Annotated in this window: 30 protein-coding genes and 1 tRNA gene; 22 read left to right on the forward strand and 9 right to left on the reverse strand. The window is 40.0% G+C overall.

Features of this window, described 5'->3' with window-relative positions:
- Positions 1-48: 48 nt before the first annotated feature.
- The 3 genes from BB781_RS05915 to tatC (BB781_RS05925) form a co-directional block, all read right to left on the reverse strand.
- Positions 49-315 carry a twin-arginine translocase TatA/TatE family subunit gene (locus BB781_RS05915; protein WP_094227583.1) on the reverse strand — a complete coding sequence of 89 codons (267 nt, stop codon included), beginning with the start codon at positions 313-315 and terminating at the stop codon, positions 49-51.
- Between the two features lie 92 nt (positions 316-407).
- A complete protein-coding gene (locus BB781_RS05920) occupies positions 408-641 on the reverse strand; it encodes a Sec-independent protein translocase subunit TatA/TatB (RefSeq protein WP_094227584.1) in 234 nt (77 codons plus the stop codon).
- A gap of 46 nt (positions 642-687) precedes the next feature.
- Positions 688-1,419 carry a twin-arginine translocase subunit TatC gene (gene tatC, locus BB781_RS05925; RefSeq protein WP_164997794.1) on the reverse strand — a complete coding sequence of 244 codons (732 nt, stop codon included), beginning with the start codon at positions 1,417-1,419 and terminating at the stop codon, positions 688-690.
- Positions 1,420-1,615: 196 nt separating this feature from the next.
- Here tatC (BB781_RS05925) and tatC (BB781_RS05930) point away from each other — a divergent pair, with 196 nt between their 5' ends.
- From tatC (BB781_RS05930) to BB781_RS05985, 12 genes are all read left to right on the forward strand, one after another.
- Positions 1,616-2,347: a twin-arginine translocase subunit TatC gene (tatC, locus tag BB781_RS05930; RefSeq protein ID WP_094227586.1), complete on the forward strand. Its 732-nt coding sequence runs from the start codon at positions 1,616-1,618 to the stop codon at positions 2,345-2,347.
- 135 nt (positions 2,348-2,482) lie between these two features.
- Positions 2,483-3,316 carry a radical SAM protein gene (locus BB781_RS05935; protein ID WP_094227587.1) on the forward strand — a complete coding sequence of 278 codons (834 nt, stop codon included), beginning with the start codon at positions 2,483-2,485 and terminating at the stop codon, positions 3,314-3,316.
- A gap of 45 nt (positions 3,317-3,361) precedes the next feature.
- A complete protein-coding gene (locus BB781_RS05940) occupies positions 3,362-4,483 on the forward strand; it encodes a twin-arginine translocation signal domain-containing protein (protein WP_094227588.1) in 1,122 nt (373 codons plus the stop codon).
- Positions 4,484-4,485: 2 nt separating this feature from the next.
- Positions 4,486-5,439, forward strand: a complete 954-nt coding sequence (locus BB781_RS05945; RefSeq protein WP_094227589.1) for a hypothetical protein — start codon at positions 4,486-4,488, stop codon at positions 5,437-5,439.
- A 46-nt stretch (positions 5,440-5,485) separates the two neighbouring features.
- Positions 5,486-6,508 carry a hypothetical protein gene (locus BB781_RS05950; RefSeq protein WP_129582644.1) on the forward strand — a complete coding sequence of 341 codons (1,023 nt, stop codon included), beginning with the start codon at positions 5,486-5,488 and terminating at the stop codon, positions 6,506-6,508.
- 18 nt (positions 6,509-6,526) lie between these two features.
- On the forward strand, positions 6,527-7,585 hold the full coding sequence (locus BB781_RS05955; protein WP_094227591.1) for a hypothetical protein: 1,059 nt from the start codon (positions 6,527-6,529) through the stop codon (positions 7,583-7,585).
- A gap of 16 nt (positions 7,586-7,601) precedes the next feature.
- On the forward strand, positions 7,602-7,994 hold the full coding sequence (locus BB781_RS05960; RefSeq protein ID WP_207205249.1) for a HEAT repeat domain-containing protein: 393 nt from the start codon (positions 7,602-7,604) through the stop codon (positions 7,992-7,994).
- A 114-nt stretch (positions 7,995-8,108) separates the two neighbouring features.
- Positions 8,109-8,693: a hypothetical protein gene (locus BB781_RS05965; RefSeq protein WP_094227592.1), complete on the forward strand. Its 585-nt coding sequence runs from the start codon at positions 8,109-8,111 to the stop codon at positions 8,691-8,693.
- A 54-nt stretch (positions 8,694-8,747) separates the two neighbouring features.
- Positions 8,748-9,191, forward strand: a complete 444-nt coding sequence (locus BB781_RS05970) for a hypothetical protein (protein WP_094227593.1) — start codon at positions 8,748-8,750, stop codon at positions 9,189-9,191.
- A 2-nt stretch (positions 9,192-9,193) separates the two neighbouring features.
- Positions 9,194-10,357 (forward strand): hypothetical protein, encoded by a 1,164-nt coding sequence (locus BB781_RS05975; protein WP_094227594.1) that lies wholly within the window; start codon positions 9,194-9,196, stop codon positions 10,355-10,357.
- Between the two features lie 93 nt (positions 10,358-10,450).
- Positions 10,451-10,524 (forward strand) — tRNA-Lys (locus BB781_RS05980).
- 75 nt (positions 10,525-10,599) lie between these two features.
- Positions 10,600-10,770 (forward strand): ribbon-helix-helix domain-containing protein, encoded by a 171-nt coding sequence (locus BB781_RS05985; RefSeq protein ID WP_094227595.1) that lies wholly within the window; start codon positions 10,600-10,602, stop codon positions 10,768-10,770.
- A 206-nt stretch (positions 10,771-10,976) separates the two neighbouring features.
- Here BB781_RS05985 and BB781_RS05990 read toward each other — a convergent pair whose 3' ends face one another.
- From BB781_RS05990 to BB781_RS06000, 3 genes are read right to left on the reverse strand one after another with little or no spacing between them, the layout of a single operon-like run.
- Entirely contained in the window at positions 10,977-11,750 is a 774-nt protein-coding gene (locus tag BB781_RS05990; protein WP_094227658.1) for a sugar phosphate isomerase/epimerase family protein, read from the reverse strand.
- 1 nt (position 11,751) lies between these two features.
- Positions 11,752-12,195 carry an RNA-binding domain-containing protein gene (locus tag BB781_RS05995; RefSeq protein ID WP_094227596.1) on the reverse strand — a complete coding sequence of 148 codons (444 nt, stop codon included), beginning with the start codon at positions 12,193-12,195 and terminating at the stop codon, positions 11,752-11,754.
- Between the two features lie 4 nt (positions 12,196-12,199).
- Positions 12,200-12,736 (reverse strand): dephospho-CoA kinase, encoded by a 537-nt coding sequence (locus tag BB781_RS06000; RefSeq protein WP_094227597.1) that lies wholly within the window; start codon positions 12,734-12,736, stop codon positions 12,200-12,202.
- Positions 12,737-12,961: 225 nt separating this feature from the next.
- Between BB781_RS06000 and dusB the strand changes: the two genes are divergently transcribed.
- The 6 genes from dusB to nth all read left to right on the forward strand — a co-directional run bounded on the left by dusB (position 12,962) and on the right by nth (position 17,878).
- The gene (gene dusB / locus BB781_RS06005; RefSeq protein ID WP_094227598.1) at positions 12,962-13,918 is read left to right on the forward strand and encodes a tRNA dihydrouridine synthase DusB; all 957 of its coding nucleotides are present in this window, start codon (positions 12,962-12,964) and stop codon (positions 13,916-13,918) included.
- 271 nt (positions 13,919-14,189) lie between these two features.
- Entirely contained in the window at positions 14,190-14,738 is a 549-nt protein-coding gene (locus BB781_RS06010; protein WP_094227599.1) for a pyruvate ferredoxin oxidoreductase subunit gamma, read from the forward strand.
- Positions 14,735-14,995, forward strand: coding sequence for a pyruvate synthase subunit PorD (gene porD, locus BB781_RS06015; RefSeq protein ID WP_094227600.1), 261 nt, complete (start codon positions 14,735-14,737; stop codon positions 14,993-14,995). Before BB781_RS06010 ends, porD begins: the two co-directional genes overlap by 4 nt.
- Position 14,996: 1 nt before the next feature.
- The gene (gene porA, locus BB781_RS06020; protein WP_094227601.1) at positions 14,997-16,211 is read left to right on the forward strand and encodes a pyruvate synthase subunit PorA; all 1,215 of its coding nucleotides are present in this window, start codon (positions 14,997-14,999) and stop codon (positions 16,209-16,211) included.
- Positions 16,208-17,083 (forward strand): pyruvate synthase subunit PorB, encoded by an 876-nt coding sequence (porB, locus tag BB781_RS06025; protein WP_094227602.1) that lies wholly within the window; start codon positions 16,208-16,210, stop codon positions 17,081-17,083. Before porA ends, porB begins: the two co-directional genes overlap by 4 nt.
- A gap of 141 nt (positions 17,084-17,224) precedes the next feature.
- Positions 17,225-17,878: an endonuclease III gene (gene nth, locus BB781_RS06030; RefSeq protein WP_094227603.1), complete on the forward strand. Its 654-nt coding sequence runs from the start codon at positions 17,225-17,227 to the stop codon at positions 17,876-17,878.
- Between the two features lie 22 nt (positions 17,879-17,900).
- On the opposite strand, the gene BB781_RS06035 is transcribed toward nth, so the two are convergent.
- Positions 17,901-18,608, reverse strand: coding sequence for a DNA alkylation repair protein (locus tag BB781_RS06035; RefSeq protein ID WP_094227604.1), 708 nt, complete (start codon positions 18,606-18,608; stop codon positions 17,901-17,903).
- 221 nt (positions 18,609-18,829) lie between these two features.
- Between BB781_RS06035 and BB781_RS06040 the strand changes: the two genes are divergently transcribed.
- Positions 18,830-19,039, forward strand: coding sequence for a hypothetical protein (locus BB781_RS06040; RefSeq protein WP_094227605.1), 210 nt, complete (start codon positions 18,830-18,832; stop codon positions 19,037-19,039).
- Positions 19,040-19,339: 300 nt separating this feature from the next.
- Positions 19,340-20,995 carry a SulP family inorganic anion transporter gene (locus BB781_RS06045; protein WP_094227606.1) on the forward strand — a complete coding sequence of 552 codons (1,656 nt, stop codon included), beginning with the start codon at positions 19,340-19,342 and terminating at the stop codon, positions 20,993-20,995.
- A gap of 120 nt (positions 20,996-21,115) precedes the next feature.
- On the opposite strand, the gene BB781_RS06050 is transcribed toward BB781_RS06045, so the two are convergent.
- Both BB781_RS06050 and BB781_RS06055 read right to left on the reverse strand, forming a co-directional pair.
- Entirely contained in the window at positions 21,116-21,388 is a 273-nt protein-coding gene (locus BB781_RS06050) for a hypothetical protein (protein WP_094227607.1), read from the reverse strand.
- A gap of 46 nt (positions 21,389-21,434) precedes the next feature.
- Positions 21,435-22,640: an aldo/keto reductase gene (locus BB781_RS06055; protein ID WP_094227608.1), complete on the reverse strand. Its 1,206-nt coding sequence runs from the start codon at positions 22,638-22,640 to the stop codon at positions 21,435-21,437.
- A gap of 97 nt (positions 22,641-22,737) precedes the next feature.
- On the opposite strand from BB781_RS06055, the gene BB781_RS06060 reads away from it, so the two are divergent.
- Positions 22,738-23,439 carry a class I SAM-dependent methyltransferase gene (locus BB781_RS06060; RefSeq protein WP_094227609.1) on the forward strand — a complete coding sequence of 234 codons (702 nt, stop codon included), beginning with the start codon at positions 22,738-22,740 and terminating at the stop codon, positions 23,437-23,439.
- Between the two features lie 133 nt (positions 23,440-23,572).
- Positions 23,573-23,965, forward strand: a complete 393-nt coding sequence (locus BB781_RS06065; RefSeq protein ID WP_094227610.1) for a DUF4346 domain-containing protein — start codon at positions 23,573-23,575, stop codon at positions 23,963-23,965.
- Positions 23,966-23,967: the final 2 nt, after the last annotated feature.

A 23,967-nucleotide genomic window follows, 5' to 3' on the forward strand; every position in this document is an offset into this window, starting at 1 on the left:
TTTTGAATTATTATTGCTAAAAAAAGTGCCTAAGACTAAGCTGAACTACTAGTTCGTTGTATGCTTTTCTTTTGTGTCAACTTCAATTGGCTCTAACTTTAAATTATCCTTTAGCTTTTTCTCTTCTTCACGGATGTGTTCTAAAGAATTTTCATAATCTTTTAGAGAAAGCTCAGATTCACGTTGAGCTTTTCTAAATTCACCCATCGATTTCCCCATTGAGTTTGCAAGTTCCGGTAATTTGCTTGCACCAAATAACAAAAATATCGCTGCAAATATAACTAAAAGTTCAGTAGGTCCAAAACCACCAATCATTAATCTAACACTCCTACAAAATTAATATTATCGTTTGTTTCTAGTATTATGCATTTTGACTTTAGTTTAAAGTCATAACAACAAAATGTCAATCATTCATTATTGTCAGTACTTGAGATTTTATCTTTGACTTTAGTTTCAGTATCAACTCCTGGATAATTATTTTTTGAAGATAAATCATCTATACCATTCATTTTAATATTTTGAGCTTTTTTGAATTCACCTATTGCTCCACCAAGTGATTTTGCAAAATCTGGCAATTTATCTGGACCAAAAAGAATCATTAAGGCCACTCCAATTAGTATAAATTCAATCGTTCCAAACATAAACACTCAACCACCATAATTTCGCATAGTAGATAAATTTTCTGATTTAAAATTGAAATATTTTAAATAATAGCAGGCTTGCTTCAAACAAAATAACAAATAACATTGATAGAATCAATTGAGACATAAAAGTTGGATCAGGAGAGATAAAAAAGGTTAGACTACCAAGAAATGTATACATAAAAAAACGTGATTTTCTAAGCCATTCTAACTCCACTAAACCCATTTTTATTGAGAAAAAAATCAAAAGTGGAAGCTGAAAAGTAAAACCAAAACCAAATATTAGGTTTGTTATTGCAGAAAATGTTTTTTGGCAAGAGATTTGCGAACTTGCCAATTCATCAGAAGTGAATATAAAATATTGAAGGGCATGTGGAATTATTAAACAATATGCAATTGCCGTCCCACAAACAAAAAGAATCAAAGAACATGGAACAACTTTGATTAAAAATATTCTTTCATGCGAGTAAAGACCACTTTCCATAAATTTAAAAGATTCATACAATAATAATGGAAAATATAAAGCACCTGCAAAAAGAAAAGATACTTTGAATCTCAAAAAAATCCATTCTAAAGGGGAATATATTGACATTTGAGAATCAAATGGCACCAACTCCTTCCATATAATCTGAATGATAGAACCTGAAAATGGATACAAGAGCATTACAAAAAGAAACAACACTCTCAAAAAAAATAGTATTCTTTTACTAAATTCATCTAGATGCTCATTTATAGGCCGTTGAACATCATTTAGTAGATTATATGCAATATCTGACATGTGTGATTTTGCTATCTTTTTTGAAGAGATCATCTTCTATTTTGTTTTCAAGTTGCTCTTTGCATCTATAAATATAATCTTTATAGATTAATTAAATGTTGATATTACTGATATACATTATCGATAAAGATAAGTACTATTATCCAATAGAACACATGAGATATAAAGTTATTGAAGATAGAAATAAAGTGATTTTATGGCAAATTTTATTGAAAATGCATACCCACTGGTAATAGAAATAAGGAAAAGAATGATTCATTTCTTAATCTGTTTCTTTACTTTTACTATTTTTTCATTTCAAATTGCTGATTTACCAATAAAAAGAGCCAAAATTGATCTTTTACCTGAAGGAGCCAAAATTGTATATATCAGCCCCATTGAAGTGATTATGCTAAAAATAAAAATAGCATTAATATTAGCGTCAATCCTTATGATTCCTATTCTTGCGTATTATACCTTGAAGATTATTTTGAAAAAACAAATTATCAAAAATATTCCTATTAGTAGATTCTGGAGTGTTGTTTTGGTTTTAACTTCTATCTTTATGTTTTTACTGGGTGCATCCTATGCCTATTTTATTTTGCTTCCGTTGTTTATCAAGTATCTGTATATAGATGCTGTTTCTTCAGGAGCTATTGCTACTTATTCAATTTTCAATTTTGTTTCTTTTGTATTTCTAGCAACTATTGTTTTTGGATTAATCTTTGAACTTCCCATTGTTTTAACATTTTTAACTAAAAGTGGATTAATAAAACTTTGTGATCTTATCCATTATAGAAAACATATTTACATTCTATTTCTTGTATCAGGAGCGTTGGTCACACCCCCTGATGTTATTAGTCAGATTATGATATCCTTGCCACTAGTACTGTTTTTTGAAATAACACTAATATTTTTACGAATCGTACACAAACCAACAAAGTCTTAGATATATTTCCTAAAAAGAACATATACATTCACCATATTAATTATTTAAATACTTATTATTGATAACATAACTAAGTTATTTAGAAACACTTATATACAATATTGAAATATTTTTTTTTAAAAAAGGAAATTAATTATGCCACATAATTTTTTAGACATCCATATTGTAGACTTCTGTCAGTTAGATTGCAAACATTGCTATTTGAAAAAAGAAGAAAACTTCATGCCATTGAGTATGATAGAATCAATCTGCAAAGATTTTTTGCAAAGCGATTTTCCATTACCATTTAACAACATAATTCTTAGTGGTGGAGATCCTTTACTTCACCCTGAATTTGAGAAAGTATGCAATATAGTCAGAGAACACAATGGTTCAATATGTTTGAGCACAAATGGAATTCTAGTCCCAAAATACATAACTACATTTAAAAAGAACGATGGAATCCAGGTGAGCATCGACGGAAATGAAGAAATTCATAACTCAATCCGTGGCAATGACAATTACAAAGATGCTGTAAAAGCTTTGAAACTACTGGATGAACATGGAATCAGACATAGTATTGGATTTACGATCAGTCAACTGAACAAAGATTGTATAGATCATGTAATCGATCTTTGCATTGAAACTGGGGCGTCGACTCTAAACTGCAACATTTACCAGCCCCTCAACTACGATTTCTTACAACCGATCACATTCAAAGAATGGTTGGATATAAGGGAATATGCAGCAAAAAGAGCGGAGAAAGAAGGGATATACCTTCCAAATGTCTACATCGAAAAAGGATGTTGTGCTGGAATACTCGGAATTTCTGTTCTGACTGATGGCACTTACTGGGACTGTTCCCGGAATCAACAAGTGATCGGGAAATACCCGCAAAAAATCAATGATGTTCTTTTTTGGGACAATATCAGAAATGTAAAACCAAGGGACCAATTTGAAACATGCTGTAGGAGTTTAGTCTATGAATAAAATCAAGATGTAAAGGTCTGTGAAGAAGATCCGGATTGTTTAAAGATGAACAGACGTACGTTCCTGAAAGCAGTCGGCGCTGCAGGGGCTGCCGCATGCATGGGAACATATAAAGCAAAAATCGTAGATGCTCTGGATCTTGCAAAAACCGGAACCACCAAAAGCAGGATTTATGTTTTGGCATCAATCCCCAATGCCGGGAAAACAACTACTGCAATATCCATGAAAAATTATTTTGAATTGCAAGGACTGAAGGTTGCATGTCTGCAATCTATCACCAAAGGCTATCAGGATACAGGAAAATACCTTAAGTACACGCATGATCATTTCAGCATTCCGATTGAAGCCACAAGAAGTAAAGAAGCACTTGAAAAGTGGCTGCCATACAGATATGATATATTCATTCTGGAAGTAAGTTCAGCTTACGTATTTCCGATATCAGCCGCAAGGATTAGTCTGTTTGATAATATAAATGAACTAATGCCTTATGACATGAGTGAGGATTGGGAGGGGAATCTTGCTAAAAAATATAAAAATCTCCCTTTTTTAGATGTCGTCCGGAACAGAAACGTAAAACCCGTCATAACCAAATCACCCGAGAAAATGAACTGCGCTTCTGTAGATTCCAATTTTATGATCCACAATATTGATGATTTCGTCTATGACGGAGTTGAACCAAAGATGGTGCTTCCAAAAAGTGACAAAAAGGTCATAGCTGTCGGAGCAATTCCTGCTGAGTTCTGCAATATGTATCCAAATTTGAAATGGTACGATTATGACTATCCCGAATTCTACAATGCCTACAAAGAAGAAGATTATGATTTTGCAATAATCGGTGATTGTAACAACGACGAGATGAAATTTTCTTTCAGACCGGACAAGCCCGTTATCTGTTACAAACCGTCAGTATACATTGACAATTTGGTTAGATTCCCAAAGGCATCAGCATCGACAGACAAAAATGAAATTTACTCCCTTGTAAAAACAGCAAATATTGGCACTCACTTGGGAAAAGATGGCTGCCGCTATGAAGCTTTCAACAATAAATACTGGATCAAGCATGAATTCATGAATCTGGATACAATCACTACAGACAATAACATAATATTTTGCAACGGATGGGTTTTACCACAACATCTGATTCAAGAAGGATATATGGAGGTATAAATATGGGATGGATTAGTTGGGGAAACTGGAACGATTGGGGAGAATGGAGCGATGTTCCTCCGCATCATGACACAATAATGATAAATACGACATATGGAGATTGTATTGATGTTTATGCAGCTCTTGAAGTAAAAGTATATAGTGGCGTATGGCATGAAAGCATTCAAAAATGGCTTTATGACTGCAGACTTGAATCGCTAGGAAAAGTAGCATTAAAATCAGGAATGCCTCCTTATGTCATGAATTGGGGTTCCTACTATAGTAAAATAGAGCTTGATAAAGTAGTAAGTGGTGATTCTGCATTCGAATTCGGTCAACTTCCTGTTAATAATAATTTTGGAGCATTCCCATATGGTGGCAGTCAGCCCAGTTATGCATCAGTGTATGAAATTCTAGAAGACCTCATTGAATTAGGGATAGGTCAAATGAATAAATATCTAGGCTTTTTAATGTCTGTATCTAACATTATAAATGAATTAAGAGGAGAACCTGATGATTTAAATGCTGGAACAGAGGAGCAACTGGGAGAGTATTATTACTATGAATACCCATATAATGGTGCTTTTTCTCCAGAAAGTAGTTGCTGGTATTGTTGGACAATGCTAGCTAAGAGTAATGAGTATATTAGATTTAGATTGAAATATAGTTTTGAAGGTTATGAATTTCTTAATCCGCCAAATCCAGGACAACTGATTGGTATTCGTGATACAACCGTATGGACTATTCCAACACCTCCTCCGGGTGAGACTATGACTGCTAAAGAAAAAGAGATATATGGATTAATAGAAGTTCCTGTCAATGAAATAGATAAACGCTCTCAAGAATTCCGCTTGCCTTCTGAAGTGATAAATAACTGTAAAAAGTCAGGAAAACCACTCTATGTTATAACTAATCCTGAAGCAAAAATAGAATCAAGTAAAATTGCAAGGTACACTAAAAAACTAGGTGATGTTTGATTTTGGGATTTACAACATGAAATATTTTCTTTACTTTTTTTTATTGATGCTACTTCTACTGGCAAGTATTCATTTTGTAAATGAAGCCTACGAGCAAGAAACTGCAAGAGAGAACGCACGCATTGCAAATGAAACAAAGCAACAGATGGAGTACATAAAGAACCTGCAAGCGGAATCAGAGAGAATCTTCACTCAGGATCAGGATGTACAAAATCTTCTGGATGAGAACACCAATTTTAGAGTCTATGAAATAATCCACAATGATAGTTTGATAGAATACATTTACATCACTGGATTTCATCTTCAAAAATTCAAATATGCAAGAGAACCCAGAATGGTTAACGGGACTGTTTACAAATTCTACATCAATCTGAACAATAAGAATGTCATCAATCAAAATGATGAGACATTTGTTTCTTTTAACCAAAGTTCTCATGTACTGATACTTAAAAACGATTTTCATAAAGAAAAGGATGGGATAACTTTTGATTCGTCCATGATCACATTTGTGTGGCCGGGTGTTCACCATTATGACAGATTGGTGTATGATTACAAGATAGTAGGACATCAGAACATTGATACTTCTTCCAGTTCCACTAAAAGACCCGCAATGGAGTATCAACTACAAATCAAAAAAATGGATGATACGGATAGTATATATCTTCCACTTGATACGACCGGAGACAATGTACGCATCCTATCTGGTAACAATAGCCTTTCAGCTAAATATTGGAAAGATGAGAGAAAAAGGGAAGTAAATACTCTGACAATGTCCTTGCCGGGAAAAGTTAGCTATCCTATCGACTGGTATTATAGATGGAATGTCGGAAGTGGCACTAACCAGACCATTGTTTTTGATATCGATATGACAGTTGATGGATGGATCAACAATGCCGAACCTAAGGAATTGTGCGGATGGAGATTCATCATAGAGACACCTCCGAATACTAATGATATGTCAGAAGAGGAGATGATGGAACTTGGGGTATGGCCAACAAACGGTTTTGGGAATTTCTATCCACTCTCAACTACAATTGTCAAAAAAGGGGAATGGCTGGAAAATGCATGAAGTTGAGATATTATTAGTATGAAACAAAAACATTGGATTCTAGCTCTTGCTCTGATACTTCTACTGCTAGCAGGCATTTATGTTATAAATGAAGCACAAGAACAGGCCATTGAAAGAGAGAACGCACGCATGACAAATGAGACAGAGCAACAGATGGAATACATACAGAGCCTGCAAGCAAAGTCTGAAATGATATTTGTCCAAGACCAGAATGTGCAGGACTTACTAAGTGAAAACACCAGTTTTAGAGCTTATGAGATAATCCACAATGAGAGTATTGTAGAGTACATTTACATTGTTGGATTCCATCTTCAAAAATTCAAGTATGCAAGAGAACCCAGAATTGTCAACGGGACTGTTTACAGATTCTACATAGATCTGGACAATAAGAATGTTACCAATGGAGATGATGAGAACTTCGCCTATTTTAATCAAAGTTCCAATCTACTGATACTTAAAGACAATGTCTATAAAGAAGAGGAAGGAGCCTCTTTTGAATCGTCAATGACAATAAATGTCTGGCCGGGTGCTCACCATTATGACGGATTGGTGTATGATTACAGGATAGAGGGAAATCAGAACATTGGTACTTCTTCCAGTTCCACTCGAAGACCTGCAATGGAGTATCAACTGAAAATTAGAAAAGTGAATAGTGCTGAAAGCTTCTACCTATCGTATGACAGTACCGGAAAAAATGTAGAGGTTCTGTCTGATAATGCTAGCATTTCATCAAGGTATTGGAAAGACGAGAGAGGGAGGGAAACAGAGTCTTTGACAATATCTTTGCCAGCAAAGATCAAGTACCCTCTGGACTACCTTTACAAATGGTTTGTTGTAGCTGGCAACAACCAGACTATTGTTTTTGATATCGATATGACAGCTGACGGATGGAGTAACACTGGCGGACCTGAAGAGCTGTACGGATGGAGATTTATCATAGAGACGCCTCCGAATACAAATGATATGTCAGAAGAGGAGATGATGGAACTTGGAGTATGGCCAACAAACGGCTTCGGAGGTTTCTATCCTCTCTCAACTACGATTGTCAAAAAAGGGGAATGGCTGGAAAATTTGTGAACGTTTTAAACCAGGAATGGCTATGATGAAACGTAACAATCTCAACAACACAAATAAACTCAAGTTTGTTTTTTTATTTATAGTAATCCTGAGCCTTTGCTCTGGCTGCATAGGGGAACCAACTGTAGAATCCCTCATTCGGGATCTGGATGACATGGACGCAAATACAAGAACCACCGCAGAAGAGGGCCTTGTTGAAATTGGAGAGCCCGCAGTAGAACCTCTTATTGAAGTCCTGTCTGATGAAAATGAAGCGACGATTGCCAGAATGGGTGCTGCGAAAACTCTTGGCAGAATAGGGGACGAAAGAGCAGTTGAAACGTTGATCATTGTATTACAGAACGAATATGCGTATAGACAAGCGCAAACCCTGGAATTAGGAGCTGGCGGCAAAATAGCAATGACATAAGGAGACCGCATTCAACTTACATGCAATACAGCAGAAGCCCTTGGGAAAATTGGAGATGAAAGAGCAATAGGGCCTCTCAAGCAACTGCAAAATGATGGAAATGAGGACATAAAAATGGCTGTAACGAATGCTCTAAAAAATATATCGCATCATGGAAGTAGAGATTCAACAATTACTGATTCAAGACAACTGAAGATAAACGCAAGCGAAATAAGTGAGGGGTGGGAAGAGGAAAATTACTACTATATGAATGACCCAGTGGGGTTTTTTGAGGAATTTGCGTATCAAGTTGAAGAAGTAGCATACAATCCTGAAGAAGCAGAACAAGACAAAGAACGTTTGCTGGAAATGGCAACTGAGCTTAAAGAATCTGATGTGAAAGATGGTTATGTGTTACTATTGAGAAAAATGGATAATGGAACTACAATGAGTTTCATTAATCTTGAAGTTTTTGTCTTCAATGAAGTCGATGGTGCTAAAACCTACTTTGATTACAGAGATCAGAAAAGCAACGGAACAAGAATATCAGGAATCGGAGATGAGGCCACTGTCATTTCTGATAAATATGGCAGTCATCATGGTTATCTTGTCCGAATCTCGAACGCTTTCTTAGAGATCACAGTATATGGCGGAGGAGAAGAAGAAGAAGCAAGAGCAGTTTCGGAGAAAGTTGTGGAGATATTCAAGGTTAAATGTTAAAAAATGAACTCCACAAATCCAGATGATCTCCATTAGCTACAGGAAAGTAAAATTATGAAACTAAAAAGATCAGGTATGATTGCAGGAGCTTTAGTATTGCTCATTTTTGGATTTTATATTTACAGTATCTTCCCTTATATTTTATTTGGGTCTCTGTTTCCCCTTTACGATATATCTAATCAAGACGATACGCGACATGAGGTTGTTGTGGAGGTATTTGGAGCATTCAACCAATCCATAATCAAAGAAAAGTATTCAATCGGACCCAGAGGGAGGGAATCTTATCCAAAAACATTCTGGTTCAAATTTAACCGATGGACAGATTACAGGTTTGAGGTCACTCTGGATAATGAAACCGTAAGGACATACGAGGGAAAAATCAACAACTTCAATCAGGTCCACATCAGGTTGTATGATATGGATAGCGATTATTATCCAATTATTGTGGATGAAATGTCCTATGAACTTGGAAAAGGAATAAAGTGGGACTATCATTAACTATGAAAAAGAGATCATTTCTTTTTGTCCTTGCACTGATACTGCTTCTATTATCTGGCACTTTCTTTGTAATTGAGGCTCTGGAACAGGACATTGCAAAAGAGAATGCACGCATTGCAAATGAAACCAGAGAACAAATGGAGTACATACAGAGTCTGCAAGCGGAATCTGAGAAACTATTCGCTCAGGATCAGAATGTACAAAATCTTCTGGATGAGAACACCAATTTTAGAGTCTATGAAATAATCCACAATGAGAGCCTTGTAGAGTATATCTACATCATTGGGTTTCATCTTCAAAAGATAAAGTACTCGAGAGAACCCAGAATTGTTAACGGGACAGTTTACATATTCTACGTCGATCTGGACAATAAAAGTGTCACTAATGAAGATGATGCGAACTTCGCCTATTTTAATCAAAGTTCCAGGTTACTGAGACTTAAAAATAATGTGCATAAGAAAGAGAAAGGAGTATCTTTTGACTCGTCTATGACAACAAATGTCTGGTCTGGAACTTGCTTGCCATATAGTAATCGCTGGTTATACCCATTCAGGGTAGAGGGCAATCAGAGCATCAATCGTGTTTCAGATTCTACAAAAATACCTGCAATGAAGTATCAACTAGAGATCAAAAAGATGACTGACACTGAAAATATGTACCTGACATATGACAGTACCGGAAGAAATGTAGAGATTCTGTCTGACAATACTAACATTTCATCAAAGTATTGGAAAGATGAGAGAAAAAAGGAAGTAAACACTCTTACAATGTCCTTGCCGTCAAAAGCTGACTATCCTATCGACTGGTGTTATACATGGGAAGTCAGAAGTGGTACTAACCAGACTATTGTTTTTGATATTGATATGACAGCTGACGGATGGAGTAACACTGCCGGACCTGAAAAGTTGTACGGATGGAGATTCATCATAGAAACACCTCCAAATACGTACGGTATGTCAGAAGAGAAAATGATGGAAATTGGCGTATGGCCAACAACCGGTTTTGGAACTTTCTATCCTCTTTCAACTACGATTGTAAAAAAGGGTGAATGGTTGGCAAAAAATAGCAAGGAACGATCTGCCAACATTGGTTCCAATGAAACCGAGTATCGCCCTCTTGTTAGTGGCAATATGGCACATGAACTCGAAAAAAGCCTAGCATGGTGAAGCGAATAAACTCAGGATTTCCTGCATTCAGACAGCTTTAACCGAAACGTATATATCACGCTAGTACGTATGGATGTTTCGCTCAATCAGCGCGGGCCGGTAGCTTAGCCAGGCAGAGCGACGGACTCTTAATCCGTAGGCCAGGGGTTCAACTCCCTTCCGGCTCGCATTAATTCTTCTTTTTCTCTAAAGGGTTAAATCTCATTAGATTAACCTATATCTGTTTTAAAATTGGTGAAACCATGCCAAAAGTGAGTGTTGACATTCCCCAGGAACTTCTTGATGACCTTAACAGTCATGTCGGAGACAACAAGAAATTCATTACACAGGCTGATGCTATAAGGGCAGCTATCCGCAAACTGCTGGACCAGATGGATGATATAGACCGCAGGCATGGCAGGCTGGAAGAATAAGAAAAGAAAATAGGGAGATAACTCTATCTACCCACACTTTTTTGTATTCAAAAACCGGCTCTTTAAAATACCTCTACTTTGCTATAAACCACAGATGCACGCAGATAGACACAGATGTAAATAACTGTTATCTGCGTGTATCTGTGTTTATCTGCGGTTATGATTCAAAACTCGTTGATATATAGGATTCCTACAGAGTCCAAAAACTAAAGCTTCTTCAAATACTCAAGACACTGCCTGCCTTCATCAAGGCTGCCCATTTCAGTAACGAGCCTGCCATTATAACCTGAAAGGCTTCCCATGAGCTTTTTCCAGTCGACAGTACCATGTCCGAGAGGAAGGTGTTCATCGTAGACTCCGTGGTTGTCATGGATATGCATGTGTTTTATCCTACTGAGACATTTCTCCACGAACTCATCCACAAGTCCCATGGTATTGGCGTGTCCCACATCAAGAGTCATACCCACATTTTTCCTGTCCACCTCTTTTAGCATGTCCAGCATCTCATCAGGGATTTTTCCGAATATCTTGGGTAATTCCGGCATGTTCTCAACAGCAATGAGAATGCCCCTGTCTTCTGCAAAGTCGCAGAGTTGCTGTATAGATTCGATATTTACCTGCCAGGCTTTATCAGGGACCTGACCTCCATAAGCTGAAAGATAACCCGGGTGCAGCACTGCCAATTCCGCAAGATCGGATGCCATCTCCAGATAATACTGCATCTGGCGCATCACCTCGTTGTGTATGCCGGTGTTGAGACCTGCGATGTTCATATCCGAGAACGGCAGGTGCATTGTAAGAGTAAGGTTGGTGGTTTCAAGTATATCCCGAACCTGATGGATGTTCTCATCATTAAGGCACTGTGAGCCTTCCTGAACTATTTCCCAGCCAGTGTAACCGATATCCTCAAGGCTGTAAGCCCAGTTGAATGGGTCTTCAACAGATGCACGTGATGAGAAGCTCAGGTTGCGGACATTCATATTAAACATCCCTTATATCCATCTCAAAATCAGGCACCCCATCCTCTGTAGGAGGGGTCAGCCAGTCGTAGAATCTTTCAAGTTCTTCTACGGAATCTGCCTTGACAGTGATCCTTATGGAACCGAGAGGTTCTTCCTGTGCAGGATAATTCAGGCGGCCGACTGTTGCAACCTGTTTACTGATAATGAAAGAAGTGGATAGCATGTCTTCTGACATTCCCACATTAAGACGGGTGCGAGAGGTATCGATGATCTCCTCTTCCCTGATAAGATAGTGCATATATTTGAGAATATGGATATCCCCTTCACCTGAGAAACGACCGCTGTATTCTGACAGCTCCTCGAACTCAAAGTCAAGATCCGGGAATATGCTGACCAGAGCAGAGTGTACTTTGTCTCTGCTTTCTGTGGGATTTACATCCGTGCAAACTTGAACCTGTATCATAATACTACTCCAGAAGCGCTGTTATCTTTTCCCTGAACTCATCAAGGGTGCCCTCGTTACCAATAACGATATCGGCTATTTCCATTGCCTCGCCCATGCCCCAGCCAAGTTCACGCTCATCCCTGGTCTTCAGGGCACTGATATCCTGCATGTCATCGCTTCTCTGCCTGGAAAGGACACGTTCGAATCTGGAATCAAGCGGGGACTCAATGGATACAAGTGTGAAATCATTTCCAAATGCTTTTTTGAAACATTCGACTTCGGCAACACTGCGCACACCGTCAATACCGATGAAATCCTCATTTGCATCTTTTATCTTTGGGATACAGCGTCTTGCAACAGCATCCCTGCCTTCCTTTTCACGCAGGTCGGTACCGACACCGCCGGTATTCGCATCTGTGGGTTCCAGTCCCCTGCGAACAATTTCCTCCCTGATGACATCCCCCATGTTGATGACTGTAATACCCTTGCGGCGCAGGACGGATGATGCCTCCGATTTGCCTGAGGCTGGCATTCCTACAAAAGCTAAGATCTTTGTCATAGATGAACCTGTTATATTTTGTAAAATTTATTCAATAAGTGTTGTTTCAATAGATTTTTCCATACATCCTGCTTATATTATATATTAGTATACCCTTCGATAGAACATTTTTGATTGTACTATTATTACATATTATCATAATTACATATTACCATAATTACATATTACCATAATTACATATTATCATAACAATCCGGCACTGAACCACCGATAACCTATACCAACATGAAGATTGCAGACCTGAAAATCCCCGGTAATATCCTGCTTGCCCCCATGTCCAATGTGACTAACCTGCCGTTTCGCCTGATGTGCAGGAAATACGGAGCCTCTCTCACATATTCAGAAATGATCAGCTCAAACGCTGTCATATATGAAAGTGCTAAGTCTATCAACCGCGGAATAAGCTGTGAGGATGAAAGACCTCTTGGAATACAGATATTTGGGAATTCCCCTGAAATAATGACAAAAGCGGCTCTTAGAATTGAACAAATATACCAGCCGGAAATAATTGATGTGAATTTTGGCTGTCCTGCAGATCTCCTGACAAAAAATGGCTGTGGCTCTGCCCTTCTCAGATCACCGGACCTTATTTATGAGATTGTAAAAGAGCTTTCAGATAATCTCACCACACCTGTCACTGCCAAGATACGCATTCTTGAAGATATAGACGATACGCTGAAGATAGCCCATCTTATAGAAAGTGCCGGAGCATCTGCAATAACAGTGCATGGAAGAACAAGGCAGCAGCAGTATTCAGGAAAAGCTAACCATGAATACGTGCGGAAAATAAAACAGGAACTTAGTATTCCTGTGATTGCCAACGGTGACATCTTGGACGAAGCATCAGCGCAACATACACTGGAATATACCGGATGTGACGGTATCATGATTGGAAGGGCTGCAATGGGTAATCCTTTCCTTTTCAAAAGGATAGCACACTATCTTGGAACAGGAGAACTGCTTGAATATAATGAGTGCAGCCAGAGAGTTGCAGATATCCGGGAGTATTATGGTCTCATGGAAGAATATAAACTGATGCATACGGTGAATATAAAGGCGCAAGCACAGTGGTTCACCCGGGGGATGAGAAATGGAAGGCATATACGGAATAGTATTGCCGTTGCAAAGAACATTGACGAAATTCTCCAAAGTCTGGAGAAAATGTGTAAACATGCCAAATGATGCTTTTTTATAAGTTATTTTTCTTTTTTAATTTTCTGCAAAAATATTAAAATAAAGCAAATTAACGCTGTAAATTACCGAAAGACTAAATAGTAATTAATAGATTCTACACAATTAACCATTGCATTTAACGTCAGTTGACGAAAATTTGATGCTTTTTCAGCATCATTATTCGACACAGTACACGCGCAAGGTTACCCGATTAAAAACGTTAACCGAATATTGGAACGAATTGTTACTACTATTACACATGGTTTATGGAGAATTCTAGATGAAAGAAATACGAATACACGGCCGTGGTGGTCAGGGCTCTGTCACAGCCGCTGAACTTCTGGCTGTTGCTGCTTTTGCAGATGGGAAATTCAGCCAGGCCTTCCCTGCATTCGGAGTGGAAAGGAGGGGGGCACCGGTCCAGGCATTCACCAGGATCAACAACGAACTCATCAGGCTTAGAAGCCAGATCTACGAACCTGACTATGTTATTGTACAGGATCCGACCCTTCTTGAGGTAGTAGATGTTGCAAGCGGCCTCAAAGATGACGGAATACTTATTATCAACAGTGACTTCGATGCTGACACGTTCGACATCAACACAAAGGCAAAGATAATGACAGTGAACGCAACAAAGATCGCATTGGACATTATCGGAAGACCTATCGTTAACACTGTACTTCTCGGTGCCTTTGCAGGTGCAACAGGCGAAATAGAAGCTGAATCCATCAAAGAAGCTGTAAGGGAAAGATTCCCCGGCAAGGTTGGAGAAAGGAATGCTGAGGCAATCCAGGAAGCATACAACATGATGAAGGAGGCTAAGAAATGAAGATTCTTCCAGGGGGCGTCTGTGAAGCAGGCACCACCAGAGTCAACAAGACTGGCGGATGGAGAACTTTCAAGCCGGTTTACAATTACGACAAGTGCATAAAATGTAAGTTATGTGAACTCCTATGCCCGGACAGTTCAATTAACCCAAGAGATGACGGATTCTTCGAGTTCGATTATGATTTCTGCAAGGGTTGCGGAATCTGTGCGAATGAATGTCCAAAGAGCGCAATTGACATGGTTCTGGAGGAGAAATAAAATGGCACCTGAAAACAAACTGGACAAGAAAAAGATGGTCGTTGTCGAAGGATCATATGCTGTTGCACATGCTGCCAAGGTCTGCAGACCAAACGTAATTTCAGCGTACCCTATCACACCACAGACCCACATAGTTGAAGATCTATCACAATTCATGGCAGATGGCGAAATACCAAACTGCGAATACATTAATGTAGAATCCGAGTTCTCAGCACTCTCAGCACTGGTCGGTGCTTCAGCTGCTGGTGCAAGGTGTTACTCAGCTACAACATCACAGGGTCTTGAACTCATGCATGAGGTACTGTTTAATGTATCCGGTATGAGACTGCCTGTTGTGATGACCATTGTAAACAGAGCTGTCAGTGCTCCGATCAGCATATGGAATGATCATCAGGATGCGATCTCACAGAGAGACACCGGATGGTTACAGCTCTACGCTGAGAACACACAGGAAATATCAGATATGACCGCGCAGGCCTACAAGATATCCGAGGACAAGGATATTCTCATGCCATCAATGGTCTGTATGGACGGTTTTATACTGTCACACGTTTACGAACCTGTGGTGCTTCTTGAACAGGACCTTACAGATGAATTCCTGCCTAAATATGAGCCGGAATATGTCCTTGACCCTAAGAGGCCATTGAGTTTCGGAGCATTTGCGGACCCGAACTATTACACTGAATTCAGATACCTTCAAGAGCAGGCAATGCAGAGAGCACTGAAGAAAATAGAGGATGTAGCAAATGAATTCTACGATGTATACGGAAGATACTACGGAGGACTTATTGACGAGTATCGAACAGATGATGCCGAAATCATCATCATGGCAATGGGATCCATTATCGGAACCATTAAGGATGTCATTGATAAACTCAGGGACAGGAATGTGAAAGTCGGTCTTCTGAAGGTTAGGTCATTCAGACCGTTCCCTGCAGCAGCTATTAAGAATGCTCTAAAGGATGCAAAGGTTGTTGTCGTACTTGACAAGAACATCTCACTTGGACTGAACGAAGGCGCACTTTTCACTGAAACAAAGTCATCCCTTTATAATACCAAGCTCAACATGCCTATTGTCGGCTACATGATCGGCCATGGTGGACGTGACATCAAGGTAGACCTGATCGAGAAAATAATCGACGAGGCACAGGAAGTCATAAAAACAGGTATCACTATCGAGAGCCAGTTTACAGATGTGAAGGAGGAACTACTATGAAATCATTATTAGCTCCGGGACACAGAGGATGTGCAGGTTGCTGTGACGCAATGGCTGCAAAGTTCACACTTATGGGCGCCGGTGAGGACTGTATAGTTATCAACCCTACCGGGTGTCTTGAGGTTATGACCACCCCGTTCCCTGAGACTGCATGGGACGTACCATGGATACACTCACTTTTTGAGAATGCATCTGCCGTAGGTTCTGGTGTTGAGGCTGCCCTTAAGGCACTCGGCAAGAAAGGGAACACCAAGGTTGTTGTCATGGGAGGAGACGGTGCCACACTGGACATAGGCATGCGTTCCATATCCGGAGCCTTTGAGAGAGGACATGATTTCACCTACGTCTGTATTGACAATGAAGCTTACATGAATACAGGTGTGCAGAGAAGTGGTGCAACCCCATTCAATGCATCAACCACCACAAGTCCGGCTGGTAAGGTTTCCTACGGTAACCAAAGGCCAAAGAAGGACATGCCTGCTATCATGGTGGCACATGGTTCACCATACGTTGCCACAACATCCCTCGCATATCCAAAGGACATGATTGCCAAGGTGAAGAAGGCCACGGAGATTGAAGGCCCGACCTATATCCACTGCCATGCACCATGTACTACAGGCTGGGGATTTGACACTTCCAAGACTGTAGAGGTTGCCAGGATGGCCGTGCATACAGGTCTCTGGCCGTTGTATGAAGTGGAGAACGGCGAGGTCACCAAGGTTAGGAAACTTGGAAAGAGCATTAAGCCCGTTGAGGAATACCTCAAAATGCAGCGTCGTTTCAGTCACCTCTTCAAGATGGAAGGCGGCGCAGGAGAGATTGCAAAGATCCAGGCGATCGCTGACAAGAACATTGAAGTTTACGGGCTCTGAACCCGTATCCTTTTCTCATTTCGTTTATTTTTTACTATTTGTTTCTTATTTGTTATATTATAGTCGTTATTATTTTTATTTCTAGGCGAAACCAAGGGGTTCCGAATAAACATAAAAAGTATTATACCATATTTCTTCCCCATGACAACGAAATCTCCTACATGTGACTGTAAAAAGATTTTTTACCATATTTTTGAACTACTGCAAGAGGAGTATCCCAATGCAGAGCCCATGCTTTATTTCAATAATCCACTGGAACTGCTGGTCGCAACTATTCTTTCTGCCCAGTGCACCGACAAACAGGTTAACAAGGTTACACAGGTGCTGTTCAGAAAGTACCTCAACGTAGAAGATTTTGCCAACGCAGACCTGAAAGAACTTGGAAAGGATATCTACCCCACAGGTTTCTACCACCAGAAAGCAAAGCATATCATAGGAAGTGCACAACTAATCCTTACCGATTTCAATGGTCGGGTTCCGGATACAATGGAAGATCTGCTGAAACTGCCGGGAGTCGGAAGGAAAACAGCGAACATCGTCCTTACCAGAGGATATGGCATCATAGAAGGCATTGCAGTGGATACACACGTGACCCGGCTGTCACAGAAACTTGGCTTTACAAAAAACAGTGACCCTAAAAAAATAGAACTTGATCTCATGGCCCTTGCAAAAAAAGAGGAACTTGAAATACTTTCCATGACGCTAATACTGCACGGAAGGAACGTTTGTGTGGCGAGGAAACCGAAGTGTGGGGTGTGTGTTGTGAATGAATTGTGTCCTTCAAGTGATGTATGAATTTAGTATGAATGTATGGAAATTATTTTTCCATAGCTTTTTTCCTAAGCTCACCTGGGAATTTCTCGATGGCATATCTCAGCGCAGTCCGAGGCATAACATTCTTGTTCCTCATGACGTAATCAAATATCTCCTGCCGATGCTGTTTGCCAGCTTCCTTTAGCATCCATCCATATCCTTTCTGAACAAGATCATCCTCATCCGTTAACAGCAGGTCAGCAATTTCCAGCACACCATCAAGAAAATCTCCCCTGCGGGCAGGCAAGATAAGTGTAACAGCGGCAGCACGCCTGTACCAGCGATTTCCCGAAGCTGTCCACTTTTTGAGTGAATCAATGTACTGAGGATACATGTCAATGAATGTACCTATGGTATGATTACAAAGAGTATCGCATTTCGCCCAGTTGTTGACATAATCCCCGACCCACCTCTCAAAAATGGGAAAATCCTCAGGTTCATACTGCTTTTTCAAGTAGTATGACCATTCGAATGCAATGAACGCTTCCTCCATGTAATCAGAACTGAGGAGTTCCTCACAGAGTGCAAATATCTCAGGCTTACTTTTGCCGGATATAATCTTGAAATAATCCTTTGCCATTTTCCTGATAACAGGAGTCTTCATGCCGTAGGTCTTTATTTCCTCTTTGAAGAAGCGGTTTGAGCTTGCTCTTATCTCTTCATCAGCATTTTGTTCAAGGTTTTTTCTTATGTGAGAAATTATGTTGTTCATTAGAATTTTATTAGGAGGACTGGGAGATAATGTTTATGGATGAAGTGAAAAGTAAGTTGCACCTTTAAATTTTGCTACACTCTCAAATAGTTAGCAGGGAAATATTAAAATAAATCAATTTAAATTATAGATTTGTTCTTGACAATAATTTTCTACTAGGTGTAAATAAAGTTATTTATTTGTGGAATAATATTTACGATGCTTTCTATCTGAGCAATGAAATGTACATAAAACGAATTGATCAAAAGGAGATGAATCAAAAAGAGATAATAGATTTGAGGGCGGATTTTTTTGAAAAATTAGGATCGCCCATCATTGTTGAATGCAGAAATAGAGAAGGTCCTTTTTCTGCAAAAGATATAGAGATTTTGAGGGAAAAATTGGAGATTTTGGGCTTAAATATGGATTCATCTTATGCAAAAAAGGCTTAACAGGATACCAGATTCAGATGCAAAGTTAAGAATTCGAGACAAATTGAAAGAAGGAATCATCATTATTCCACTAGAACTTCAAGACATAAGGGATATATCTCAAGGTGCGGACACAACTCGAATAATCAAAAAGAAATATTATGATTTATTTGAGAGATAGGAAAGAATTAGATTCCATAAATTATCATAATCTCTCATAACATTTGTAATTTATTTTCATTATCAATCAATTTTATATATTTAACCCCTCTTCTATCCACCCATAAGAACAATTCTTGACGCAAGTCAGCTGGCTTCTATATGGAAAAACAAAATAGAGTTTCACAATATCTCAAAGAATCGTTTACAAGCGACTTAAAAGCCGGATTTATCACGGCTATTGTGGCTTTGCCGCTTGCTATTGCTTTTGCCATTGCTTCAGGTGTTGCGCCGGAGATGGGGCTGTACACAGCTATCATCGCAGGTATGCTGGTTTCAGCTACGGGCGGTTCCAGATACTCGATTACCGGGCCCACCGGGGCAATGACGGTCATCATTCTTTCAACACTGCACAGCTTCGGACTTGAAGGACTTTTCCTTGCAGGCTTCCTGGCCGGTGCATTTCAGATACTGTTCGGGGTCCTGAAACTTGGTAAGGTTGTAAAATACATCCCCCTACCCGTCATATCAGGATTCACGAGCGGTATCGGTGCAATCATCCTTATCGGGCAGATACCAAATGCCCTGGGACTTATCATCCCTTCTAAAGAACATGTGTGGGAAACACTTTTCGCCATCATTTCAAATCTGGATCTACTTGACACAACTGCAATCGTAATATGTGCTGCAACCATAGTGCTTCTTTTATACTTACCAGGACTTATGTCCAAAATTAAATACATCAACAGCCTCCCAGCCTCTATTGTTGCTTTGGTACTATCCATCCTGATTATCGTTTTTTTCAAGGTCAATATCCCCCTCGTAGGAAGTATCCCTGCAGGGCTTCCGCAGATACAGATGCTCAACTTTAATCTTGAATTACTAATGGCAGTCCTGCCGGCCGCTCTTACCATCGCACTGCTGGGAGCTATTGAAGCTCTGCTCTGTGCCGTTGTATGTGACGGTATGACAAACACAAAACATGAAAGCAACAAGGAACTCATAGGTCAGGGAATTGCCAACATGGCACTACCATTCTTCTCAGGTATTCCATGTACTGCAGCCATTGCAAGAAGTGCTGTAAATGTAAGGGAAGGTGCAAAGACACAAATGTCAGGCATTATCCATGCCCTTGTATTGTTTGCCATACTGCTTTTCCTGGGTCCAGTTGCTGCTTTCATCCCTAAAGCCTACCTTGCAGGTGTGCTGATACTTGTTTCATTGAGAATGATCAACGTAACCGAGTTTAAGACCATCAGGAATATTAGCAAGATGGATACTACGGTCCTAGTTACTACATTCCTGTTGACAGTGTTCACAGACTTGGTATTTGCCGTCCAGATGGGTATGTTCCTTTCAATCATCCTGCTCTTTATAAGGCTGACAAACGTTATCGATGTTCAGACCATGGAGAGCTACGACAAGACTAAAGGTATCAACGCCACTATCTTTGCTGATCCTTACCTTGAGAAGAACGTTTCTGTCTATACCATCAACGGTCCCTTCTTCTTCGGAGCCATGAGTGTTTTTGAGAGTAAGATAAACGAGCACATAAACATAAGCAGGCCTCATATTATTCTTCGCATGCGTTATGTCCCGTTCATAGATACAACCGGTCTTGAGCGCCTGAAGAGTTTTATCAAATCGAGCAAAAAGTTTCACCAAAAGGTATATCTAACTTCAATACAGCCCGAGGTCATGAAGAGGATGGAATGCGACAAAGAGCTCACTGAGCTCATGGAACAACAGCATGTGCATGTTTGCAATAGCACACAGGAAGCCCTTGTATTTTTGAAGAATAAATACGGGGAAAAGTGATTTTTGAAGTTTATAATAAATTTATCAGAGATAAATGATAAATAGATTTACTCTTCTTTTATACAAGGAGATCAAGTTGAAATTCACATCCCTTTAATTGCAGTCATCAATCTTGAAGCATCAAAAGAGTTCTAAGGAAAAGTGCAGTGTAAATTCCCTGATTCTGATATTCCGGGAGACAATAACATCAGCAATGAAAAAGATAAAACTGTCATCTCCCACCACAAGGGACATGCCTGTGACCCTGCCACCCTTGACAGCGCAAACACAGTAGTTGGAATTATTCAGGCTCTTCTCTATTGCTGTTTTGCTGGGATATGACCAGCTTACTGATTCCCTGAGAATTATGTACTCCTCTGCCGAGGGGAGTTTTTCTTCGATGGTGTAATTCACTATGGTACCCTTGTTTATTACAAGAGACTTTCAAAAAGAGAGCATTTCAGCAACTGTCATCAGCAAATAACCGTTTAGCAAACGCTATTCTCTCTTCCAGACCCGGACCTTCAAACTCCTCTTCAACCTTTTCAAGCATTTCAGGTATCGGTATATGCTGAGGACATGCATCAAGACACTGTCCACACTGCACACATTGTGATGCGAAGTTTGTCTTAACACCTCTGAGGATGCCGCCTAATTTTGCAGCGTACATCATCATCAGTCTGTCAGCACCACCGAACATATGCAGGTTGTTATATGTTTCAAAACAGGCCGGGATATCTACCCCTTCAGGACATGGCATGCAGTATCTACATCCAGTACAGTTGATCTTCATGAGTTCACCGTACTTCTCTGCAACCCTGTTCACAAGTTCCAGCTCTTTTTCGGTCAGTGAATTGGCAAGACCTTCTTCTGCAAGCTTCAGGTTCTCTTCTACATGAGATAGCTCGGTCATTCCGGAAAGCACAACGGTCACCTCCGGATGGTTCCAGACCCAGCGCAATGCCCATTCCACCGGACTACGTTTGACATCCGCCTCGTTCCAGATAGACATTACCTCAGAAGGAACAGGATCTGCCAGATTTCCACCACGCAGTGGTTCCATTATCACAACACCAAGGCCTTTGGATGCAGCATACTCAAGTCCCTTTGTACCTGCCTGCATATCCTCATCCAGGAAATTGTACTGTATCTGGCAGAAATCCCAGTCATATCCGTCAACTATCGCTTCAAAATCCTCAGGGGCTCCATGGTATGAGAAACCTGCATTGATTATGCGTCCGTCAGCTTTGGCTTTGTTAAGGAACTCGGCAACTCCGAGATTCCTAATGTTTTCCCAGCTGCTACCCACCAGACTATGCACGAGATAATAATCTATATGATCGGTATTCAGTTTCTCAAGCTGGGCATTAAGGAACGTATCCATATCCTCAGGCTTGTTAACCATCCACTGTGGTTGTTTTGTAGCAAGTTTCACTTTCTCCCTATATCCATCTGCGAGTGCACCTGCAAGAAAAGGCTCACTCGCTCCCATATGATAAGGCCATGCAGTATCAACATAGTTCACACCATTGTCTATGGAATGTCGAACCATCTGCGTTGCTTTTTTCTCATCGATGCTTCCATCCTCTTTCACCGGCAGGCGCATGGCACCGAAGCCAAGTATTGAAAGCCCATCTGCGTTCTTGGGCATTTTTCTGTATAGCATCACTGTTTCTCCTTTCTCTGAATAATGAAAATTGGTAGTAATATTGTTTAAGGGTTCTGCAAAGGAAATATAAAGAAGGAAATAGTCCAGTTTTTACATGTCTTCAACAGAAGCCTCAGAAAATAAGAAGCCTCATCTCCCCGAGGATTATGATACTAAAATATCCTCTGTTCTTCCCTACTACTCATTTTTTCATAAGGAAACCATCAACCTCATCAGATCACTGCCATCGGCCCCAAATATATGGCTGGATACAGGATGCGGGACAGGCTCACTGGTAACAAAGGCCATTGAGCAGTTCCCTGATACAAAATTCCTTATGCTTGATCCATCTGAGGGAATGCTGCAACAGGCAAGGGAAAAATTATCATCATGCACGCCTGAAAGAATTGAATTTCTGAGAGCTTCACCAACCCAGGAGTTCTCACAGAAACTCGACGAAAGACCGGATGTTATCACTGCCATCCAGTGCCACCATTATCTCAGTCATGAGAACAGGGCCAGAGCCGTAAAGATATGTCATGAACTACTGAAAAAAGATGGTCTCTTCATTACTTTCGAGAACATCAGACCACTTACAGAAAAAGGTGTTGATGTTGGAAAAAAATATTGGAGTGAGTTCCAGTCTACCCATGGCAGGAATGAGGAAGAAATAGAAATGCATCTTCAGCGTTTTGACACTGAATATTTCCCGATAACCGTTGAAGAACACCTGAAACTGCTGAGAGAGACAGGATTCGGGACCGTAGAATTGTTCTGGTACTCTTACATGCAGGCTGGTTTTTATTGCATCAAATAATTACATTCTTTTTTCCCAGAAATCTTAAATTCCATGTAATCCAAATTTTAATGGGAGCGGGAAAAAGATATCAAATAGCATCTTTCTGGAAAAAAATAAGCGACCATAGCTTTTTTTCGAACGCGTGGGTCTTTTGAGTGGTACTTCTAATGCTGGCACCCGGACAAATAATGAAAAAGGTGGTAAAGTGGAAAATGAGACAAAAGAGGCAGACAGAAATAATGAGAATACTGAGATCGCAGATGTTCCTGTTATTCTGGCCGAAGAGCCCGGGAAACTTGAACTGGATGAGGCCGGATACTTTGTAATAGCGCCCCAACCAGAGAAAATGACCATCCTCGCAAAACACTATTCCTATGATAAGGAGTTGCTAAGGATCATTGAAGGCAGAGATGCAAAATCCATCTACCGGACCATTATAAAACACGAGTGGGCAAGCACACTCAACCATGCCGCATACCTCGGCCAGGAACTTACAAGAGCCGAGATAGCAATGAGAAACGGATTCGGGTATGTTCAGGGATGATG

The organism is Methanolobus psychrotolerans (assembly GCF_002243045.1).
Lineage (GTDB): Archaea > Halobacteriota > Methanosarcinia > Methanosarcinales > Methanosarcinaceae > Methanolobus > Methanolobus psychrotolerans.

Bases quoted from the DNA above. Each gene is read 5' to 3' on its own strand.
- BB781_RS06045 (WP_094227606.1), top strand. From the start codon at position 19,340: ATGGAAAAACAAAATAGAGTTTCACAATATCTCAAAGAATCGTTTACA.
- BB781_RS05970 (WP_094227593.1), top strand. From the start codon at position 8,748: ATGAAACTAAAAAGATCAGGTATGATTGCAGGAGCTTTAGTATTGCTC.
- BB781_RS05995 (WP_094227596.1), bottom strand. From the start codon at position 12,195: ATGATACAGGTTCAAGTTTGCACGGATGTAAATCCCACAGAAAGCAGA.
- nth (WP_094227603.1), top strand. From the start codon at position 17,225: ATGACAACGAAATCTCCTACATGTGACTGTAAAAAGATTTTTTACCAT.
- porD (WP_094227600.1), top strand. From the start codon at position 14,735: ATGAAGATTCTTCCAGGGGGCGTCTGTGAAGCAGGCACCACCAGAGTC.
- BB781_RS05955 (WP_094227591.1), top strand. From the start codon at position 6,527: ATGAAACAAAAACATTGGATTCTAGCTCTTGCTCTGATACTTCTACTG.
- BB781_RS06010 (WP_094227599.1), top strand. From the start codon at position 14,190: ATGAAAGAAATACGAATACACGGCCGTGGTGGTCAGGGCTCTGTCACA.
- BB781_RS05935 (WP_094227587.1), top strand. From the start codon at position 2,483: ATGCCACATAATTTTTTAGACATCCATATTGTAGACTTCTGTCAGTTA.
- BB781_RS05975 (WP_094227594.1), top strand. From the start codon at position 9,194: ATGAAAAAGAGATCATTTCTTTTTGTCCTTGCACTGATACTGCTTCTA.
- tatC (WP_094227586.1), top strand. From the start codon at position 1,616: ATGGCAAATTTTATTGAAAATGCATACCCACTGGTAATAGAAATAAGG.
- BB781_RS05950 (WP_129582644.1), top strand. From the start codon at position 5,486: ATGCTACTTCTACTGGCAAGTATTCATTTTGTAAATGAAGCCTACGAG.
- BB781_RS05960 (WP_207205249.1), top strand. From the start codon at position 7,602: ATGGCTATGATGAAACGTAACAATCTCAACAACACAAATAAACTCAAG.
- BB781_RS05945 (WP_094227589.1), top strand. From the start codon at position 4,486: ATGGGATGGATTAGTTGGGGAAACTGGAACGATTGGGGAGAATGGAGC.
- BB781_RS06040 (WP_094227605.1), top strand. From the start codon at position 18,830: ATGTACATAAAACGAATTGATCAAAAGGAGATGAATCAAAAAGAGATA.
- BB781_RS06055 (WP_094227608.1), bottom strand. From the start codon at position 22,640: ATGCTATACAGAAAAATGCCCAAGAACGCAGATGGGCTTTCAATACTT.
- BB781_RS06060 (WP_094227609.1), top strand. From the start codon at position 22,738: ATGTCTTCAACAGAAGCCTCAGAAAATAAGAAGCCTCATCTCCCCGAG.
- BB781_RS05915 (WP_094227583.1), bottom strand. From the start codon at position 315: ATGATTGGTGGTTTTGGACCTACTGAACTTTTAGTTATATTTGCAGCG.
- porB (WP_094227602.1), top strand. From the start codon at position 16,208: ATGAAATCATTATTAGCTCCGGGACACAGAGGATGTGCAGGTTGCTGT.
- BB781_RS05990 (WP_094227658.1), bottom strand. From the start codon at position 11,750: ATGAATGTCCGCAACCTGAGCTTCTCATCACGTGCATCTGTTGAAGAC.
- porA (WP_094227601.1), top strand. From the start codon at position 14,997: ATGGCACCTGAAAACAAACTGGACAAGAAAAAGATGGTCGTTGTCGAA.
- BB781_RS05940 (WP_094227588.1), top strand. From the start codon at position 3,362: ATGAACAGACGTACGTTCCTGAAAGCAGTCGGCGCTGCAGGGGCTGCC.
- BB781_RS05920 (WP_094227584.1), bottom strand. From the start codon at position 641: ATGTTTGGAACGATTGAATTTATACTAATTGGAGTGGCCTTAATGATT.
- BB781_RS05965 (WP_094227592.1), top strand. From the start codon at position 8,109: ATGGCTGTAACGAATGCTCTAAAAAATATATCGCATCATGGAAGTAGA.
- BB781_RS06000 (WP_094227597.1), bottom strand. From the start codon at position 12,736: ATGACAAAGATCTTAGCTTTTGTAGGAATGCCAGCCTCAGGCAAATCG.
- BB781_RS06035 (WP_094227604.1), bottom strand. From the start codon at position 18,608: ATGAACAACATAATTTCTCACATAAGAAAAAACCTTGAACAAAATGCT.
- BB781_RS05985 (WP_094227595.1), top strand. From the start codon at position 10,600: ATGCCAAAAGTGAGTGTTGACATTCCCCAGGAACTTCTTGATGACCTT.
- dusB (WP_094227598.1), top strand. From the start codon at position 12,962: ATGAAGATTGCAGACCTGAAAATCCCCGGTAATATCCTGCTTGCCCCC.
- tatC (WP_164997794.1), bottom strand. From the start codon at position 1,419: ATGTCAGATATTGCATATAATCTACTAAATGATGTTCAACGGCCTATA.